Origin of the sequence: Treponema bryantii (genome assembly GCF_036492245.1) — a bacterium.
Classification (GTDB): Bacteria; Spirochaetota; Spirochaetia; order Treponematales; family Treponemataceae; genus Treponema_D; species Treponema_D bryantii_C.
Window position 1 is genome coordinate 2,481,586 of sequence record NZ_AP025286.1, and the last position, 18,917, is coordinate 2,500,502.

Here is an 18,917-nt window from a genome sequence, read left to right on the forward strand (position 1 = left end):
CAAACCTCCCGTTTACATAAATGCGATATTATTGATAAGCGGCATAAAGAATGTCATCAGAAGTACAAGAATAAAGCCACCTGTGATAACTATAAAAAGCGGTTCAATCAATGAAATACAGATATTCCGGCTTCGTTCTTTTTCTTCTTCCAGATAGCCTGCAATTTTTCTAAAGAGATCTTCTTTACTGCCACCAGTATCTGCATAATAAAATGCTTCCTGAAGTTTTGAATTATAGAAGCCTTTATATTCATCTGAAGGTAAAAACGCATTCTGCAGATTCATTCCATACAAAAGTTTAATGCGCGCATTTTCAAAAAATTTACCGATTCTACTCGAAGGGCCAGCTATCTGAATTGCACAGCCAACAGCCACAGATAGTTCAATTCCATTTCGAAGCAAGAAATCAACAGCCGTAAAAGCTTCAAATAATCTGCTCTCGCCAAGCATTTTTATAATCACAAAAATAAGAAACATACAGACTGTAAACAATCCAAGAACATATTTCATAAGCACCTGAAAATCTGCAGTCTTTGTATAAAGTCCAATAAATATTGTTGCTGCAACTGAAACCGTAACTACAAAGATGGGATATACCAAAGCACCTTCTATTTTCTTTCTGCACTCTGCTTCGCGTTCAAGTTTCTGTTTCAGAAAGGAAAGTGTTGATTTCAAATCTCCGTTCTTTTCTGCAATACTGATAAAGGAAATATAAACAGGATCAAAGGTACAGTCTTTGCAAACTTTTAATGCATTTGAAAAAAGGCTCCCATTTTCAAGCGCTGCATAAATTGAGGCTGCAGCTCTGCTGACACGATCCTTTCTCGGCTTCGCACGCATGATTAATAGGCTTTGAGTCAGTGTAAGCCCTTGTTTGATAAAAAGCTCATACAATGCCTTTGTGAATTCCAGCATCCTCACGCCCCCTGGTATAAAATGGAATTATTGATTTCTTCTTTCCTTTACTTCGTTTTGACTGTGCCTTAAAAAGTTTCATTGTTTCACAAAGTATTTCGCTGTAATTGGTAAAATGTTCGACATACTTTTCCAGCTGTTCTTCAGAGTTTGCTGTAATTGCCCTTTCACCAAAGTTTTCAGAAGGAATTGCAATATCAGCATATAACCTCATTTTTCCACCAAGCTCATTCAACTGCTGGCAGATTATTCCCCGCAAAACCTGACATAACAGATTTCTTTGAATCCCCAGATTTTCAAGTCTGAATATAGATTCAGCAGCGCCTCCAGAATGAAGTGTTGCAAAAACAAGATGCCCGGTTAGAGACGCTCTTAAAGCAGTTGCAGCACTTTCTTCATCACGAATCTCACCAATCATAATTACATCAGGATCCTGTCTGAAAAGATGATTTATTGCTTCAGAAAAACCATTCCGTTCATCTATCTTTACCTGTGTTACGCCTGGTATTACATATTCAGGTGGATCTTCAAGACTTATTATTTTCAGAGTTCCTGAAGTACGTTTTTCAATTTCAACAAGAAGAGCTGCAACAGATGTTGATTTTCCTGAACCAGTTGGTCCACATACCAGAACAAGACCATTTGGCAATGAAATCAAACCATTCTCACCACAAAGCTTTTCAAGCTGTAAGGAATTGAATCCCAGTTCGCCCAAAGTCAGTGGTATTCGTGAAGTATCTAAAAGTCTCATGACTATTGATTCTTCACATACCTTCCCACCTCCAACAACAGCCATAGCAGATACTCTTATGAAGAACGGATTTTTATTCCCGTAAATAAACTGTCCGTCCTGACAACATCTGTTATCAATTACATTCATTCCGGCAAGTAATTTAATGCGCTGAATAAGCTCCGCACTTTTTTCACTCTGAAGTTCAATATACTTTTCCAGTCGTCCATTTATTCTTAAGCGGACACAACTTTTTTCAATATGAATATCCGTAGCATTGCGAAGCCTTGCTTCATTCAACAGGCTGTCCAACAGCAAAACAGCAGCAGCTTCTTTCTGATTTTTAGCTTCCTCAGAATCAGATGCATCTTTTACTAATCCAAACTCACCTGCCCTATAAAGTTTCGAAACACATTTTCTAAGCTGACTTCTGGTACCATTTTCAAAATCAATTTTTATCAGGCGATGAAACTGTTCCGGACAATCCTTCAACTGTCTGATATTTGCAATATGATTTTCGAATGCTCTCGAAAGGCGTCCGCATAAAACTGCATCATTTTTATTTTCAACAAGAAAACGAATACTCGCACCGTTCTGTTCCAGCACAGCAGCCCCATTGTAAAGACAGTAAGCAGGAGTAAGATTAAACTCATAATTTCTGTTCATCACCTGTCTCCTTTGAAAATTTTCCCTCAGAATAATCAGCTAAAAGATTCCATAAAGATTCTTTCGCCCATGCTAAATCCTCAGTTCCATTCCCAGCATCCTCAAAAGCCTCACCTCCGGTAATATGCGGAACAAGATAAATTACCATCTGCATTTTTTCCTGAATTGAGTTTTTATTCTTAAAAAGATTTCCAATAATTGGGATTTTAGAAATCAGTGGACTTCGTTTTTGCTGCTCACTTTCTGCAGTCTGGACGAGCCCACTCAAAACAACCGGTTCTCCGCTTTTACTGCAAACTTCAGTAGTAACAAGTTTTTCGGAAGTTGGAGGAGGATTACCCGTGAGCCCTGAAGTATCATTTCCTCTGCGGGATACAGAAGCCGTAACCTTACTTGTGATCATTCCGTCACCGCTTACCCAGCCAAGAACATCAAGTTTTATACCTGATGCAATCTCTCTTGTTACTCCAGAGTAAATCGGCTTTCCGGTTTCCGGGTCTACATTATTATCCCGATACCTGTAAGTATTCGTATTCTCAAAATGTATTTCCCGACCTGAAACACCATGCAAGGTTGTATCCGCATAAACCCGGGCCTTATTTTCTTCGATTGATCCCTGAAGTTCTGCAGCAAAAGTTAAACCAAAGGCTGTTACTACATTAAGATTAAAGCCCATCACAGAACCGAGTACTGCAGAAACACCGTTCCTGTCTCCTACAGTAAGACGTTTTACTCCAAAGGAAGAGGTCCAGTTATTTTGAACAGTCTCGTCATACTGCAAAATCAAAAGATCATAACTAAGACGAACAGCAGGCTTATCACAAACCTCAAGCTGTTCACACAAAACTTTATAGGCTTCTTCTGTTCCCTTAAAATATAGCCGTGCAGAATCATCTGCCATAAAAAGAGAAGAACGTTCTACTGCAGGCGGTAAATGCTCCAGGAATTCTGACGGCTTAAGATATTTAAGATTAACTACATAAGTTGAAAGCTTAATATCTGCCTCGGACATTAACTCCTCAATGGCAGCAGTCTCTGATTCACTTGCATAACACAGAAAAGAGAATTCATCTGGAAGCGGAAGTATTTCCAGTTTTCCAACACGCTTATACACAAAGGTTAAAAAATCCTGAGACTTAGTAAAACGGAGAGTAAATTTACGCCAGGTGCGTTTTCCGCTTATAAGCTCTTCACGGACAGAAGGCTTTGCAAAAATGTAATAGATGCCGTTTTCATAAACAAAGTCAAATCCGCACTGCGAACAAAGAATACTCAGAGTATCTTTAAAATCCGATCCGACAAAAACAGACCTCTGAATTTTACTTTCACCATCAGAAAGCAGACAATAACTTTCATTTTCAAACAATCTGTTCAAAATCACAGAAAAACTGCAATCTTCTACATCAACAGAAACAGCCCCACTTTCAAGCATTTCGATTTTTACCATTCCTGAAAAAACATCATTACGCAACACGCCATTGCCACGTACATCAGTCTTTTTCACAAAATGATATCCAGCATCATCCTGTACAACGTCATAAACACCAAAACGTTTTGCAAGACAATCCATTAAGACAGTTTCATCAACTCCCTTAAAGCACACCGAAATCCTTTGCGCCGGTAACGTCTCAAACGTTACAACCTTATCCATTACCTCAGACAGCTTTTCAATAATCTGCACTGGAAGCAAATCATACGCTTCAACAGAAAACAATCCATTTTCCACCGAAACCTGAATTCTGCTCACAGTCCATATACTGCCATCACGTTTCACAAACAATCTGTTAGTTCTCAGAAAAGACTCAAAAGCTAAATCAAAGTTACCGCCTGCAAATTTCAAATCGCCCTTACCACTAACAGTGTCATCAGGAACAATCGAAATTCCAGTATCCATCGACACCGCAAACAAGATGTCTTTAATCTCACAATCCGCAAAATCCCAGCTGAAGCCTGTACTCTGCGCAACCACAGCATGACAGAAAGCCAGCACAACAACAAAAAACAGCAGACCCTTTTTCATCCGCCCGGAAAACTTAACAAACGCCCGTCTCAAGATATTTAACCTCCACCTATAAATTAGGTGTGATAGAACTTTTTTGACCAATTTTTCAAAAAAAACTTAAAAAAAAGCATTATTTAATGCATTTTTTTCCAAAAACTTGCACTCTTAGCCTAAATTCAGTAAAATTATATTTATCAGTTTGATATTTTAATCTGTTATTCAGGAGGCACACTTATGGACAGCGGCTCGAGTTATCCCATACGTTCATTAATTTCTAATACAAGCCTCCTGACAAATCACGCATAAAAATCACACAAAAGTCATCGAGGCCTCATAAAAATTTTTAACGAGGTTAACTATGATTACATATTGGCAGCAGATTGATGGCCAGTTCTCTAAGACCAAAAAAGATGAAATAAATACAAAGCTTCCTCTTTGGGTAGACGCACGTAATGTTACACGTGATGAGACTACATTCCTTCAGGAAGAGTATCAGATTGAGCAGGATCATATTCTGGATATTCTTGACCCGGATGAGCTTTCACGAATTGAAGACGGTGATTCAGGATACATTCTTACAATCGTCCGGGTTCCGTTCTACGACCCCGCAGCTGAAACGCCATATTTCACCGGGCCGGTCGGCATCATAATTAAAGGAAAAACAATCATCACAATCTGCTGGACAGACTGTGAAGTGCTTAAAGACTTTGGCTCTAACAGAGTCCGCAATGTCCGATTAAACGACTTCCCGTCTTTCATCGTACACATTATTAACCGCGCCAACTTAAACTTCCTGCGTTACCTTAAGGAAATCAACCGCCGTTCTACAAGCATTCAGAACGAAATGAGACTTGAGATTGAAAACAAAGAAATCATCCTCATGCTTGGACTCGAAAAATCTCTTGTTTACTTTACAACTTCCCTCAAGAGTAATTCACTTTTGCTGATGAAGATGAAAGGTACCCGTCTTATTAAGTTTGATGAAGATGACCTTGATTTTGTTGAAGGAGTTACAATCGATAACCGCCAGGCTATTGAAATGGCCGACACCTATTCGAACATTCTTTTTGGTGTAATGGATGCCTACTCTTCCGTAATCTCAAATAACCTGAACGTCGTAATGAAAAAGCTCGCAATCATCAACCTGGTTATGATGGCTCCAACCTTTGTAACAAGCTTCTTTGGAATGAACTTTAAACTGCCATTTGATGATCTGCCGGGCTACATTCCTGTTCTGATTGCAACTGTGATTTGTCTTGTTTCGGTATTCCTCTGCAGCTGGATGCTCAACTGGAACAAAGAAACTGTCGGTGCCATCAAAAAAGCAAAACAGATGAATAGAAAGCAGAAGCAGAAACTTAAGGCAGAGACAAAGAAAATTAAAAAGCAGGAAAAAAGATTAAGTTAACGGGCTGTACAGCAAATCCTGAAGCCCATGTAATTATAGCATTCGTTAGGATCGTAGCTGTAGCGGTCGCCGGCATAGAGGAACATTGTATACTCTGACCAGCTGCCGCCGCGGCTTACTCTTTCAAAGCCCACAGAAGGTCCGTGCGGATTATCAGAAGTATAGTCTTCAAACCAGTCCCAGCAGAATTCAATAACATTACCGCTCATATCAAAAAGGCCTGCAGCATTTGCATTACCGCTAGCAGGATATGACTGCTCACCAGGATCAAATGGTACACCCGCAGTTCCTACATTATGAGAACTCGAAGCATTTTCACTTGTCCAGGCATATAAAAGCCCTTCTTCATATTCAGCAGAAATCTGTCCGCTAATCAGGTCGCCACGCTGAAAACCTTCTCTGGTTCTTCTAGCAGCATATTCCCATTCAGCTTCACTTGGCAGACGATAACCATTACAGTTCCAGTTACAGACACACAAATCACACGCTGCAGTATCTGCTGAATCTCGGATAACTTCACCATTATAAGTATAACAAGGCTCTTTACCGCGAACCTCACTCAAAGCATTACACCAGACAACAGCATCATACCAGTTAATCATGGTAACAGGCTGAGCATAATTATCATCAGTAGGTGCAGCACCTCGTTTTCCATTCGAACCAGCCTGTCCTGGATTTGCAAAGTTATACCCGATTTTTTCAGCCTTCATACGAACCGAATGCCACAATGTATATGTAGTTTCAAATTTATTGATTGAGAAAGGAAGGAGTTCACGTTCAGCAGTGTAAGCCTGAGTATCCTCACCAATAGTATATGAAAGATTTGAGCGGAAGGTAACAAGACTTATGTGCGAAAATGAAGTCTGAGCAAAACTGCCTGCAGCCATTAAAAAAGCGGATATAAAAAATACAGCAATCTTAAAGTTTTTTCGCACTACTCGCCCCCTTTACCTCAAACTAGAGTTTACACATTTCAGAAGAAACAACCTTCCAGCCGTCACCTTCTTTAGCAACCTCAAGCCATGCATAAGTTTCTTTTTCTCCAAGGCTGCCAGGATTGATTACAACAGTATCACCGATTTTTTCAATTCCAGCACCTTCATGAATATGACCACAAACAACAGCAAGCGGCTTATGCTCTTTAATGAAGTCAGTAAACTTCTGGCTTCCTGCATGGTGCTCACCGTCAAAAGAATCAAGCTTATCTGCAACCGGTGGATTATGACTTACGAGAATAAGACTCTGCCACAAACTTTCATCCCCGCTCTGTTCAACCGAGTTCAGAACAATATCAAAATCAGAAAGAACCTCATCTTCAGTTCTTTCAAATTCAGTTTTTCCGGTAAATATAGTTCCACCACCGCTACCAGCAAAACCAAGACCTTCATGGAACACAAGAGCCTTTTCTACACAGATATCCTGATTCTCCAGTTCTTCCATAAAATCTTCATTATCGCAGTTTCCAAGAACAGCAAAAATTGTATCGTGTTTAGCACAAAGTTTTTCAAGCGCAGCCTTTCCAGTTTTTGGCTTAAAGCATTCAGCAAAGTCACCGCCAAATACAACAGCATCAGCCTGCTCAAAAAGAGAATCCATCTTATCCAGTACATCATTATGTGCATGTAAATCACTTATAACTAAAATCTTCATAATCATACTCCTATAGAAGGGGAAAGCCTTCCCCTCGCTCGCACTTGCCTAAAATCGAAGAACCGTTAAGAAAAATGCATCGCATTTTTTAGGTTCTACGAAAGAACGGCTCGCACAATTAATTGTGCGCGTTGCTCGCTACCCCTTCTGCGGGGACACCCCGCAACGCCCCCTGTCATCCCGAATCAAATTCAGCATGACACAGCTTTTTCTATTGCTTTTCTAAGTTCATCCATCTGCTCTGCCGTACCAATTGTGATACGTACAAAATCTTCAATTCCCTTAGTTGCAAAGTGCCTTATCAAAAGGCCCTGCTCTTTAATCTTTTTATAAAGTTCATCCCCGCTGATCTTCGGATGTTTTGCGAACAAAAAGTTTGTTTCGCTCTTCAAAACATAAAACCCTTTTTCCTGCAAAAAGTTATAAAACTTATCACGTTCATCAGCTACCTTGCGTGAAGTCTCTACATAATAAGGAACATCGCGGCAGGCAGCAGTTCCACTCACCTGTGCAACAGCATCAATCGGAAAGTGGTTTACGCTGTTTTTTACAGTAGTTACGATATTTACCAGTTCCGGATTCGCAACAATATAACCAAGCCGCTGACCAGCTCCGCAAAGACTCTTAGAGAAAGTTCTTACAATCACAAGATTCTTGAACTCTGCAAGCAGCGGAATACAAGACTCGCCGCCAAAATCAACATAAGCTTCATCAACAATAAAAATCTCATCGCTCGAAGCCTTTTTTAGCATTTCGCGAACCTGATTGCGGGTAAGTCCAAGACCTGTAGGTGCATTAGGATTTGCAAAAATTATACCGCCTTCATTTTTTGCTGCACGCTTGAGCATTTCGTCAGTATCGAGAGTCCAGTCATCTTTAAGAGGAACCTGGTCCATCGGAATATTATAAAAGCCGGCATATACAGGATAGAAGCTGTATGTAAATTCCGGCATTACAAAATGTTTTGAAGAATCAAAAAAGGCATAGAAAACAAAAGACAAAACTTCATCGCTTCCGTTTCCTGTGTAAATCATATCTGGAGTAACTGTAAAAGGAATTTTATCCTGCTCTGAAGGCTCAACGTTTTCACCGCAAACCTTAGCACGGCAAAGAACTCCACCGCTTTTGTTGAGCATTTCAGCAAGAGCTGCATGAAGTTCAAGTGAATCTGGGTCAGGATAAAGGCCCAGTTTTTCTGGATTGTTATTTACGAAATCCATAACGGCCTTCTGAACTTTTGGAGAAGGCGCGTATGGATTTTCATTAGCATTAAGCTTTATATAGACACGGTCTTTAGGCTGTTCGCCTGGAACGTATGGATGCAGATTTTTAACACGATTTGAAATTATCATACATCCATTTTACCCCTTTATCGGGTTTATTTCAATTCCAACACTTCTTTAATGGAAGCTGTAAGTTCAGGACTTGGAACATTCTTCTTATTATTCAGAAGAATTACAAAGTTATCTGCAAGAATTTCTTCTGCATGAATAATATAGTCTGTATTCTGACCTACCTTTTCCATATAGTCGCTCACCTGCTCAAACTGAATCAGTTTCGGATTCTCGTTCTCCATAGCGAGAGTACATACATCTCCTGTATTAACTTCACCAAAGGTAAAAATCATATACTCAAAGAATTCTCCGCCTCTTTTTTCATCATATGGACTTGCTGCAATAAGAAGCGGCATTACATTTACGCTCTGTCCGTTCACAGTTCCCTTGAAATAATAATTATTTACAACCGAATCCGGATTAGTAATCTTCAATTTTCCAAGTTCTTCTGGAAGCTTAAGTTCTCCCGTTTTGTAATAACCAACAAGGCTGTAAAGTTTTTCCCGCACATCAAGATTATTCTTAGAGAAAATATGGAAAAGCTCATGAATACAAAGATTAAGCAAAGCATCTTTGTTAGCAGCCATTCCCTGAGGAATAACTACAATATTCTGACTGCGGCAATATGCAGACATTCCTTCTTCACGCCCGGTAGTTTTTACAAAATAAACTGTCTTTGGATAATTCAGATTATATTTTTTTCCAAGTTCTTTAATTTTCTTAAAGTTTGCTTCAAAAGTTTTCTTCTCATCCTTTGTCCAGTCCATAGCCTGTTCACCAACAAATGTCAGATATTCTTCCTTTGAAACAGTTCTTGAAACCTTAAGTCTTGCAGAACGGTCAAATTCAGATTGAGCAAGTACAAAATCATCTTCTGTTGTCAAAAGCTCTTTTCCTTTTGCTTTATCTGCAAGCACAAATTTTACATTCTGCAAAGAAGTCATTTCTATCGCAGAAAACGGCATCAGTATACTAAATAATCCAATTGCAAATGTTGCACATTTTTTCATTTCCTGACTCCTGGATTTCTATCTAATATTAACTTCACCAACATTGGTATTTGTTCTGATTCGCTTCTTTCCGTTTCCCTTAGAATTATAATTTCTCTTATAATGTTTACCGCCTACACGTACCCCGCCTACATCTGTAGAAACTGAAATACTGTAATCATCGATATTTCCTTCAGGATATATTGAAATTTCACCAACATTGTTATCTACATCAATCTTTTCAAACTCAACATCACGTACAGAAACTTCTCCAACATTCAAATCAATATCTATAGTTTCTGCTATAAGCTTACGAAGTTTTATATCACCAACATTGGAATTAATATCAATATCGCTAAGTTTAGTACCGCTGGGAATTGTAATTATTACCCTGCAGTTATTGTTACCGCCATTGACCCCATTCTTCTGTTTTGGCTGACTTACTTCCAGAGTTCCGTTATTCACAGAACACTCAGGCTTAAGCAAGTCTCTTGTATAAGTACTTTCAAGCTTAAACTGTTCCCCTTCTTCAATTTTAAGTTCCATAATAGTTGCATTAATTCTGATTGATGAAAACTTTTCCAGTATCAGTTCCATAGATTCTCTTTTCTCCTCATTATAATTATCATTATCATCTTCCAGATTATTTCCAATACGAATAAATGGAAAACCACTAACTCTGAAAGTTCCGCCAACATGTTTTGTTGTTCCATAAATGATACAGAAAACTGTAACTACACCCAGAACAATAAGAAAAATTGTTTTTTTCATTTTTAACTCCTATTCATCTTCTTTTTCTACAGATTTTTTATTTTCTTTTTCTGAAGGTTCAACTGCATAAATTGCCTTTATGATTGTATGTATTGCAGCTGCAACAGGCCAGATAAGCCAGGTAATATGCCATTGGAAAGTAAGGAAACTTACACAAAGGTAAATACAGGTAACTACAGACCAGTAAGCACTCAAAATAACTTTTACATTTTTATTTTCAATCATCCTGTTTTCTCCTTTTCCTATTTCATAAAACTCGATTTTCTCATTGATATTCAAAAGGTTGAGGTATGCTCTTTTCATTGATTTTGCAAAGACCATTAAAAATACTCCGGCTCCCACAAAAACAAACAGCATTACTCCACCAAGCTCATCCATAAAACATCCGCCAAATTCATCAAAGATTACTGCCGGAATAAAACACAAAATACACAAGAGTACACCTACTGAAGAAAGTACACTGTAAGTTGGTGTAAAATCACGGATCTTATTTTTCAGATAATCGATGGAAATTGCATCTATACTGCATGGTTCGTTTTTAATATAACGCCATGGTTCCATAATTGTGGTTGTTAGACACATGAACATTACTCCGCAGCCAATTGCCAGGAACATCAGGACAACACCTATCTTTTCAGAAATATCTAATGTATCTGAAAGTATCGGGAAAATTACACTGATTATGAACAGACAGATTGCGGTTGATTTCATTATGATTGCTCTCTTTTTTGCAGCAAGGAAATCTGTTACTTCATCAAAAGAAAGTTTTCTACGCTGAACATCTGAATACTTTGTCTGATGCAGAATGTCTTTAATTCCAAGATCTTCTGCCAGATCTTCCAGATTACCAAAATTCTGAATTACATCACCAACTGCCTCATTTTCTGTTTTACCGCTTCTGATAAGCTCGGTATATTTGTCTTCCATCATCTGAAGAAGTTCAGATTTTGCACGCATGATTTTGTCTGTCTGCGGAAGTCCGCGGAACATTGATTCAAGATAGTTTCTAATCGTCTCCATTTTATCCCTCATTAGATATAAACTTCTCTACAACCTCTTTAGTGAGGTTCCACTCTTCACACTTCTCTTTGTAATAACTCCGTCCTTTATCTGTTATGCGGTAGTATGTTCTCCGTTTTCCATTTTCAGCATCCTGAGAATAGGATTCCACATAACCATTAGTTTCCATACGGGTAAAGGCTGAATAAAGGGTCGTTTCCTTTATGATGTACTTTTCCGCGGACAAGGACTTAATGTCTTTGGAAATTTCGTATCCGTACGAAGGCTTTTTCTGGAGTAAATACAAAATCATTGTGTCGTTATACCCTCGTATAACATCACTGCTGATTGATGTCATTTACAACCTCCGGTGATATAATACGACTGACGTTGCTTTGTTTATCGTTGCAACGACTGTCGTACTACGTCTGACGTAGTATAATATAACGCACAAAATGCCTGCTGTCAACTAAAATGCTTTAAAAAAACAAACTTATGGTATAAAATATTCAATTATGGCAACCACATCTAATTTAAGTGCAATTATCCGCTACTATGCAGAAAAACAGAAATCCCCTTTTATTGATTTAAAGGAGTTCTGTGCTTATGTAAAAAAATACGCAGAACATCATGTTGAAGAACAAAGTGAACTTGTAAAATATCTTGGAGACCCAAGCGGTACTGTAGTTGCTGAACTACAGGGACTTTCAGAAAAAAAACTTGTTGCCATTATCAATTCAAACAATAAAAAGACTATTGTTTCTATAACATTCCTTGCTTCCAAATATGCAAATCTCTATAAGGAAATGATGAAGAATGAGTCTATTCCTTATCCACAGGCTTCTGATCTTCCTAAACAGTTTCCAAATCAAGTGCTTGAGCATAAAGCAGCAAGTCAGTACATTCCTGCGATAATCGAAAAGGATAATTTAAAATCACCTTTACTCTATATTCTTGATTTTTCCCGTGACCTTCCATCTATGCTTATTCCTGCCTGTGTACCAATAAAGGCTTTACTTGATACAGCACAGCAGAAGGTTCGTAAAATCCTTAAAAAAGATGAATTCCATGATTACTTCCTAAAAAAGCTCAGAAGTACAAATCCTACAAAAGAAATCTCAATTAAGAATTTCTACACACATTTTGTTGATACAGAGAATTATCAGTTTGCAGAGTTTACGGACGGTGAAGATTACTATATCTGGAATCAGTCTCTTTACTATATCCGTCAGGATTTTGAAAAGATTCAGGACCGCACTGCTGAGGATACAAATGTTCTTCAGGCAGTTCAGATTCTTGAATTACACAGTTCTTATCTTAAAGAAAAATTCCAGAATGAACATAAACGTGAAGAAGCAATTAAAGAACTGGAATCAGCTCTTGCAAAGCCGCCATATTTCTATTCAATGCCTCAGATTCTCAAATTCCAGGATAACAACGGCCGCCTTCTTTACGGTCAGTACACAGAAGATGACCTTAAAAACTTCCTCCAGAAAATGACAACAGATGGAGAAGCAAATGAGCTTCCTCAGATTCTGGTATTTAAGGCTGAATCTGGAACCCGCTATTATGTTTACAAGAAAAAGGTAAGTCAGGTAGTTGTCCGACTTTGTAATGAAGCACATGAATCTGTTGAAAAAACTCTGGAAGATCACTGGTACGATGTTCTGCTTGATTTTGAACGACTTCCGGAAATGACAAATGCTTCAGAATTTGAAGCCTGCCTTCACGAGCTTGTAGAAAAGCATTCACCAATCCTCTACTCGCTTTTGAATGCAAACTTTATGAATATTCTTTCTTACGAAAATAATGAAGATAACCTTGATGGTTTCCGTCTTTTTGTTGATGGTAAGCTTTTGCCTTACAGCGATTTGCTCATGCTTAAGAATTCAAAAATCTATGCAAATGCAAAAGCACGGCTTCCATTCTACTATACGCTTCCTATAATCTCATGGATTATGAGCCTGTTCAGTGGAAAAAATAAAGAAAAGAAACGTTCTACATCAAGTGTTATTGTAGAGAAGAATCCATTTGAAGAGGAAGAGAAGAAACCAGACACAGGGCCTAAGAAAACTAAAACTCAAGCTCTTGCTGCAAATGCAAAAGAAATTGCACAAGACCTTGTTCCGGAAGGTTCTACTCTTGACCGAGAGTTGAATTACCTTACTAAGCAATGGAACAAAATGATTTCCAAGGAAGCTTACAATAATCTGACAGAAGATGTAAATGCCCTTATCCGCGATTATACAAGACGTGTTGTAAAAACACTTTCTGCAACTTCATTTACACGCGAACGTGTAGAAAACCTTGCAAAGACTCTTGTAAACACACCGAACATGCAGAAAATCAAAGAAGACAAAGCACTTACAGAATATGTAATTCTTTATATGCTGCGTCTTGTAAGTAATTTCCAATAAGATCTAAGTCATCCCGACCTGAACCTGTTTCAAGGTCGGGATTCTTTTTTTGCTGAAACAACTTCAGCATGACAAAATTCATCAAAAATCTAAAATTTTCTCATTTTTTCAAACTTTTTTTCAAAAATTTGGTCAAAAAAAACATATCGTGGCAATTATATAGGTGTACGGATTTTGAGTCCGATTTGTGATTGCCCGGCCGGAAATCATTTTAAAAACTTTACAAAGAGGTTGTTATATGAACAATTTAAATTCTTTGATTCTGGAAGGAAACCTTGTAAGAGATTCAGTTCTTTCTGAACCTGCACCAGGTTTTAAGAAATGTATGTTTACAATTGGCGTCAACCGTTTCTACAAGAACAGAAACAATCAGGATGTAAATGAAGCATCATTCTTTGATGTTGAAGCGTATGGAAATATGGCCGAATACTGCGGGGAAAAAGCTAAAAAGGGACGCGGTGTTCGTGTCGTAGGAAGACTTAAACAGGACACCTGGAAGGACAGTAATGGTAAGAGTACAAGCAAGGTGTACGTGGTTGCAGAACACATTGAGTATAAGCCTGTTAAAAAGACAGAGGCAGCGGAAGAAACCGCTGCCCCGGAACAGAAAGTTGAAGCAGAACAGGAAACTGCTCCAGCTCAGACAACTGAGGAGGAGGCAGTATTCTAGCGACGCTTGCCGCTGCCACCGCGGTTCGGTTTGCTATAACCACCACGGGCAGGCTTACCTGCTTTTTGTGCAGCGGCAGCCTTACGCTCTGCAGCTCTTTCATTAGAAAGTCTGTATTCTTCCATTTGCTGAGGGGAATAGAAACCGTCTTTCCAGTTGAAACGTGAAACTCCTGGAAGCGGCTGACCTTTCAGCATGGAAGTTGTAATAGCCTTTATCTGACTGCGGGAAACCTTAGTCTTTGAGAAGTCTATAAGCAGACGCTTAAAGCCTGAACTTGTAATAAAGTCAGTTTTATCAGTAATAGCAAAAGGCTCTTCCGGCATAACAAAGGAACCGTCAGCTGTTGAGTTTACCTTGAATACAGAATTTTCCTTGTCTTCAAAATATGTAAAGTCATAATCAGAAGGAAGCTTAAAACGCATACGGAACAAAGCCGGATAAGCAAAAACCGGAACAAGTACACGGGCCCGGACATTCTGTTCCCAGGTTGCTTCAAGGTTACGGCGGCTGTTTTCGTAAGGCATGATGAATGCACCAACATTCTGATTTTCAAGCCAGCTTACAGCCCAGCGGTTGAAGGTGTACAGATAAGGACCTGCAATAATATTTGTCTTAGTACCTTTAAGCATCTGAAGATGTGCTATATTGTTTGCAACAAAGTTCATGTAGCCGTCTTCAATAAGGCGGTCAAGTTCTTCTTTGAGCTTATCTTCCTGTGCTGCTGAACAGAACGGATCAAGAGAAATATAAATCTGCTTTTTAGAGAAAGGCAGAACAGTTTTATGATTAAGCAGGTCGTAAGCAGTTTCGCTGTTGTATTCGAGAATAAGGCGGACAGGCTTAAGTCCCTGTACGGCAAATACATCCTGAACAGAAGAAACCTGAGCGTAGATTCCTTCAGGGAAGTAAGCAAGTTCTTTACCTGCAACTGGAGTTACATCAAGAACTGGAAGTCTTTCATCTTTAGGTTGTTTTCTGTAACGACCGAGGTCATTAGGAAGTACGCGGTTATAGCGTTTTGAACCGGCTTTAATCTGAAGAAGATAAACTTCATCACCGATAGAGAAGCCACCTGGAATATCAATCCAACGTTCACCGTTATCCTGAACTTCAACAGAATGAACCTTATGGCTTACACGGCCGGTATCATCTTTTTTATGAAGACGGATTGAATCGCCTGGATCAGGATCATAAGAGCCGCCCTTAAGCAGTGCCATCTGAATATGCTTCTGTTCCGGAGGTACATCATCATTCATGTTTTCAACAATGGCTTCTACGAGTTCTCTTGGAGCAGCCTTAGTTGCAGAAATCTTTCCAAGATAAATACCGGTACCACCAGCCTGATCCGGATTCAAAATAGCAGATGCAGCATTATTTACACCGTCTTCAAGAGACTTAAATCCGTACCAGTAAGAAGTCTTGCTGCGTGCAAAGTCAGAAGCAAGCATACGCTTACCTGCAGCAATAGCACCCTTCTTATCTTCTTTATAATGATCAATTACATAACGGTATGCAGAAACAACACTTCCTACATACTCTGCACTCTTCATGCGGCCTTCAATCTTGAAAGAATCAACACCGGCTTCAATTAAGTCCGGAATCTTTTCAATCAGTTCAAGATCACAAGGAGAAAAATAATAACCCTGTCGTACACCACCAGGAACTTCGGCAGTATAGAAACGACGGCAGGCCTGAGTACACATACCACGGTTAGCGGATTTTCCGCCAAGGAAGCTTGAGAAAAGACAGAGACCACTTTCACTTACACACAAAGCACCGTGTACAAAAACTTCAAGATCGGCACCAGTTTCTGTCTTGATTTTTTTGATTTCTTCAAGACCAAGCTCGCGGGCAAGAACCATGCGCTTTACACCGCAGCCCTGTAAAAGTTTAACCGCAGAGGCACTCTCAACATTCATCTGAGTAGAAGCATGAAGTTCAAGATTTGGAAAGAACTCCTGAGCCATACGCATAATGGCATAATCCTGTACGATAAGACCGTCTGGTCCTACCTCATTCAGATAAGAGAGAAAACGATAAAGACGCTCTGTTTCGCGTTCTTCACAGACTGTATTTACAGTTACATAAACCTTCTTCTGTTTTTTATGAAGGCTCTCTACAGCCGCTTCAAACTGATTCCACGCAAAGTTGGAAGTTCGCATTCGCGCATTAAAGCTTTTGAGACCAAGATAAACAGCGTCCGCGCCTTCACCAATAGCGGCATCCAGAGATTCAATATTTCCCGCAGGGGCTAATAATTCTACCATACGGGAAACTTTAACATAAAAACGAGCTTTATTAAAGCGTTCCGGAAGTTTTGTAAATTACAGAGTTCCCGGACTCACATTTTTAACCATCCAGTTCTCAGGAAGCCGCTTCACCGGATACTCTGCCGTGTCCTCAGAAAACTCTCCGGCCAAAGCACGAGTCTGCAGTTCCTTTGCATCTTCGCGGCAAAAAGATTTCTGTGCAACAGAACCAAGTCCCGTATTTAATTCAACCTCAGAAACAGAAATATCCTCATAAATACCACTGTCAGCTACCTGAATCGCCATGGCCAGAAGATTCTTTTCCCAATCAGGAGCACCTTCTACAGCATACATAAAAGCATCCAGAAGAGAACCATCAACACTGTTTCTTATTACAATAATATCTGAATTATCACTAAGCCGGGCTTTAGAATTATCCGCCCAAAGATCCCTGACATTCTTTCCAGAATGAGGTGCCGTAGATTCATTTAAGTCTTCGTCTTCTGTAACACAACCGCTTCCTGCACTTCTCAAGTGAACAATAAACACTTCCCCCGCCTCTACAGTAAGAGGTGGAAAAACATATTTTTTTGATTCGCCATCTACAGCACTTACAAGCTCCAGTCCGCTAAGATTCCCGGAGGTAAGTGCCAGCAGTTCAACAAACTCACAGCGATAAGCATCTTCTTTATATTTCTTATACTTATTCTGAACCTCGGTCATAACAAGCTTTGGAAGATGAGAATTAAAACCTGTAAAAGGAACACAAAACGTGAGTGAGTTTCCAGCCTTATCTTCCACCGTACCAAATATTTCATAATCCTTTCCGATTTCATAATTCTCTAAAGCTGAATATGTAATGACACAACCATCTTCAGAAACCGAAAAGTCGGCTGCTATTTTTCCATACTCACCGGCAGCCGCTCTGATTGAAGGAGAAAGTTCGAGAGTTTCGGAATGCTCTGAAGAATCCGAAACCTCCGGTATTCTTTCGGAAACAACAAAACTCTTTAAGTTTACCCGTTCAGAAAAATACATTTCCACAGTTTTTTCATCAAGCACACAGACATTTTCTAAAACCGGAGAAACATAGTCGCCGCCAACAAACAGAATCCCCTCTTCTGAAACCTTACAGGAAACAGGCACCACACACAATGCAGTAACAGAAACAAGAACGACAGTCTGAATAAGAAGAATAAAGAAACTACCCCACTTACCAGAAAAAAACTTTTTCATAAAACCTCCTGGATTATCAGTTTTTACCTGATGCCCCTGACAACAAAAAAAGCACGGCTCCAGGGAGGCGTGCTTTTTCTCTATATATAATATAGGATAAACCTTAAGATTTTAGGAAGTTTTTCCAGAAAGAAAAAATCTTTTTAAAACTGTGCGGCTTCTATCATATATCTGATTGAAGTTCCTGTATCATCTTCCATCATTTTTTCAATTACAAAAATCAGATTACGTTCTGATTTATCACAGAATATGCGTTCGATTTTATAGTTTGTAACACCCTTTCTGTTAATTCCAGGATTACCGATTTTGCGGCTCATAATTACTTCACCATTTGCATCTCTTTTTTCCAGCATGATATAGAAAGATGAGCGGGCATTCTTTCCGCTTCCATTTACAGTTGGATAAAGTCTGATATGGTAAACATCTGCATTATCAAGATCAGCGCTTCTAAAATCCTTAAATACAATTTCATCAGTTCCTGTTTTATTTACATCATCAAGAATATAAAGCACATGATCCAGATTAGCCGGCTCACACTTCAAATCCTTGAAATAATAAAAGCTTTTTCCTTCAAGTGCTTCAAATACATCGCGGCCATTTTTATCTGCTGTTACTGCAGAAGGCTTTGTTTTGAAAACGCCATTATCAGTGTAGTCATTTGCAGCAATATCTACCTGATAGAGTTCTGCCCAGCCCTGGAATTTTTTGTCGGTCTTACCATACTGACCGAATACATAATATTTTCCGTCTTCAGAAAATCCCTTATCAACAAAGGTAGCAACATCACCTGCAGAAAGAGCTGTAAGCCCAAGAATCATAATCAGGCCGCAAACAAATGTCTTTTTCATTATAAAAATCCTCCCAAAAGAATTCTTTTC

The 18,917-nt window shown here is 39.1% G+C and carries 16 protein-coding genes; 3 read left to right on the forward strand and 13 right to left on the reverse strand.

What is annotated here, in order from left to right:
* Positions 1–12: 12 nt before the first annotated feature.
* From AABJ44_RS10990 to AABJ44_RS11000, 3 genes are read right to left on the reverse strand one after another with little or no spacing between them, the layout of a single operon-like run.
* Positions 13–915 (reverse strand): type II secretion system F family protein, encoded by a 903-nt coding sequence (locus AABJ44_RS10990; protein WP_338369119.1) that lies wholly within the window; start codon positions 913–915, stop codon positions 13–15.
* Positions 887–2,311, reverse strand: coding sequence for a GspE/PulE family protein (locus tag AABJ44_RS10995; RefSeq protein ID WP_338369120.1), 1,425 nt, complete (start codon positions 2,309–2,311; stop codon positions 887–889). The genes AABJ44_RS10990 and AABJ44_RS10995 overlap by 29 nt, the downstream gene beginning before the upstream one ends.
* The gene (locus tag AABJ44_RS11000) at positions 2,295–4,331 is read right to left on the reverse strand and encodes a type II secretion system protein GspD (protein ID WP_338369122.1); all 2,037 of its coding nucleotides are present in this window, start codon (positions 4,329–4,331) and stop codon (positions 2,295–2,297) included. Before AABJ44_RS11000 ends, AABJ44_RS10995 begins: the two co-directional genes overlap by 17 nt.
* A gap of 340 nt (positions 4,332–4,671) precedes the next feature.
* Here AABJ44_RS11000 and AABJ44_RS11005 point away from each other — a divergent pair, with 340 nt between their 5' ends.
* Positions 4,672–5,721 carry a magnesium transporter CorA family protein gene (locus AABJ44_RS11005; RefSeq protein WP_074642559.1) on the forward strand — a complete coding sequence of 350 codons (1,050 nt, stop codon included), beginning with the start codon at positions 4,672–4,674 and terminating at the stop codon, positions 5,719–5,721.
* Here AABJ44_RS11005 and AABJ44_RS11010 read toward each other — a convergent pair.
* The 7 genes from AABJ44_RS11010 to AABJ44_RS11040 form a co-directional block, all read right to left on the reverse strand.
* A complete protein-coding gene (locus tag AABJ44_RS11010; RefSeq protein ID WP_256210326.1) occupies positions 5,718–6,656 on the reverse strand; it encodes a formylglycine-generating enzyme family protein in 939 nt (312 codons plus the stop codon). The two genes, AABJ44_RS11005 and AABJ44_RS11010, sit on opposite strands and share 4 nt — an antisense overlap.
* Positions 6,657–6,678: 22 nt before the next feature.
* On the reverse strand, positions 6,679–7,371 hold the full coding sequence (locus tag AABJ44_RS11015; protein ID WP_074642557.1) for a metallophosphoesterase: 693 nt from the start codon (positions 7,369–7,371) through the stop codon (positions 6,679–6,681).
* Between the two features lie 191 nt (positions 7,372–7,562).
* Positions 7,563–8,723, reverse strand: coding sequence for a histidinol-phosphate transaminase (hisC, locus tag AABJ44_RS11020; protein ID WP_338369129.1), 1,161 nt, complete (start codon positions 8,721–8,723; stop codon positions 7,563–7,565).
* A gap of 26 nt (positions 8,724–8,749) precedes the next feature.
* Entirely contained in the window at positions 8,750–9,715 is a 966-nt protein-coding gene (locus AABJ44_RS11025) for a hypothetical protein (protein WP_338369131.1), read from the reverse strand.
* Between the two features lie 18 nt (positions 9,716–9,733).
* A complete protein-coding gene (locus tag AABJ44_RS11030; RefSeq protein ID WP_074642553.1) occupies positions 9,734–10,465 on the reverse strand; it encodes a DUF4097 family beta strand repeat-containing protein in 732 nt (243 codons plus the stop codon).
* A 9-nt stretch (positions 10,466–10,474) separates the two neighbouring features.
* Positions 10,475–11,485 carry a permease prefix domain 1-containing protein gene (locus AABJ44_RS11035; RefSeq protein WP_338369134.1) on the reverse strand — a complete coding sequence of 337 codons (1,011 nt, stop codon included), beginning with the start codon at positions 11,483–11,485 and terminating at the stop codon, positions 10,475–10,477.
* 1 nt (position 11,486) lies between these two features.
* Positions 11,487–11,822, reverse strand: coding sequence for a PadR family transcriptional regulator (locus AABJ44_RS11040; RefSeq protein ID WP_074642549.1), 336 nt, complete (start codon positions 11,820–11,822; stop codon positions 11,487–11,489).
* A 157-nt stretch (positions 11,823–11,979) separates the two neighbouring features.
* On the opposite strand from AABJ44_RS11040, the gene AABJ44_RS11045 reads away from it, so the two are divergent.
* Together AABJ44_RS11045 and AABJ44_RS11050 are read left to right on the forward strand one after the other, a co-directional pair.
* Positions 11,980–13,881, forward strand: coding sequence for a hypothetical protein (locus AABJ44_RS11045; RefSeq protein WP_074642547.1), 1,902 nt, complete (start codon positions 11,980–11,982; stop codon positions 13,879–13,881).
* 238 nt (positions 13,882–14,119) lie between these two features.
* The gene (locus AABJ44_RS11050; protein ID WP_074642544.1) at positions 14,120–14,551 is read left to right on the forward strand and encodes a single-stranded DNA-binding protein; all 432 of its coding nucleotides are present in this window, start codon (positions 14,120–14,122) and stop codon (positions 14,549–14,551) included.
* Here AABJ44_RS11050 and AABJ44_RS11055 read toward each other — a convergent pair.
* From AABJ44_RS11055 to AABJ44_RS11065, 3 genes are all read right to left on the reverse strand, one after another.
* On the reverse strand, positions 14,548–16,821 hold the full coding sequence (locus tag AABJ44_RS11055; protein WP_338369135.1) for a U32 family peptidase: 2,274 nt from the start codon (positions 16,819–16,821) through the stop codon (positions 14,548–14,550). The genes AABJ44_RS11050 and AABJ44_RS11055 overlap by 4 nt on opposite strands.
* 57 nt (positions 16,822–16,878) lie before the next feature.
* Positions 16,879–18,039 (reverse strand): lipoprotein TP_1001-related protein, encoded by a 1,161-nt coding sequence (locus AABJ44_RS11060; protein ID WP_338369136.1) that lies wholly within the window; start codon positions 18,037–18,039, stop codon positions 16,879–16,881.
* Positions 18,040–18,182: 143 nt separating this feature from the next.
* The gene (locus AABJ44_RS11065) at positions 18,183–18,887 is read right to left on the reverse strand and encodes a DUF2259 domain-containing protein (RefSeq protein ID WP_074642537.1); all 705 of its coding nucleotides are present in this window, start codon (positions 18,885–18,887) and stop codon (positions 18,183–18,185) included.
* Positions 18,888–18,917: the final 30 nt, after the last annotated feature.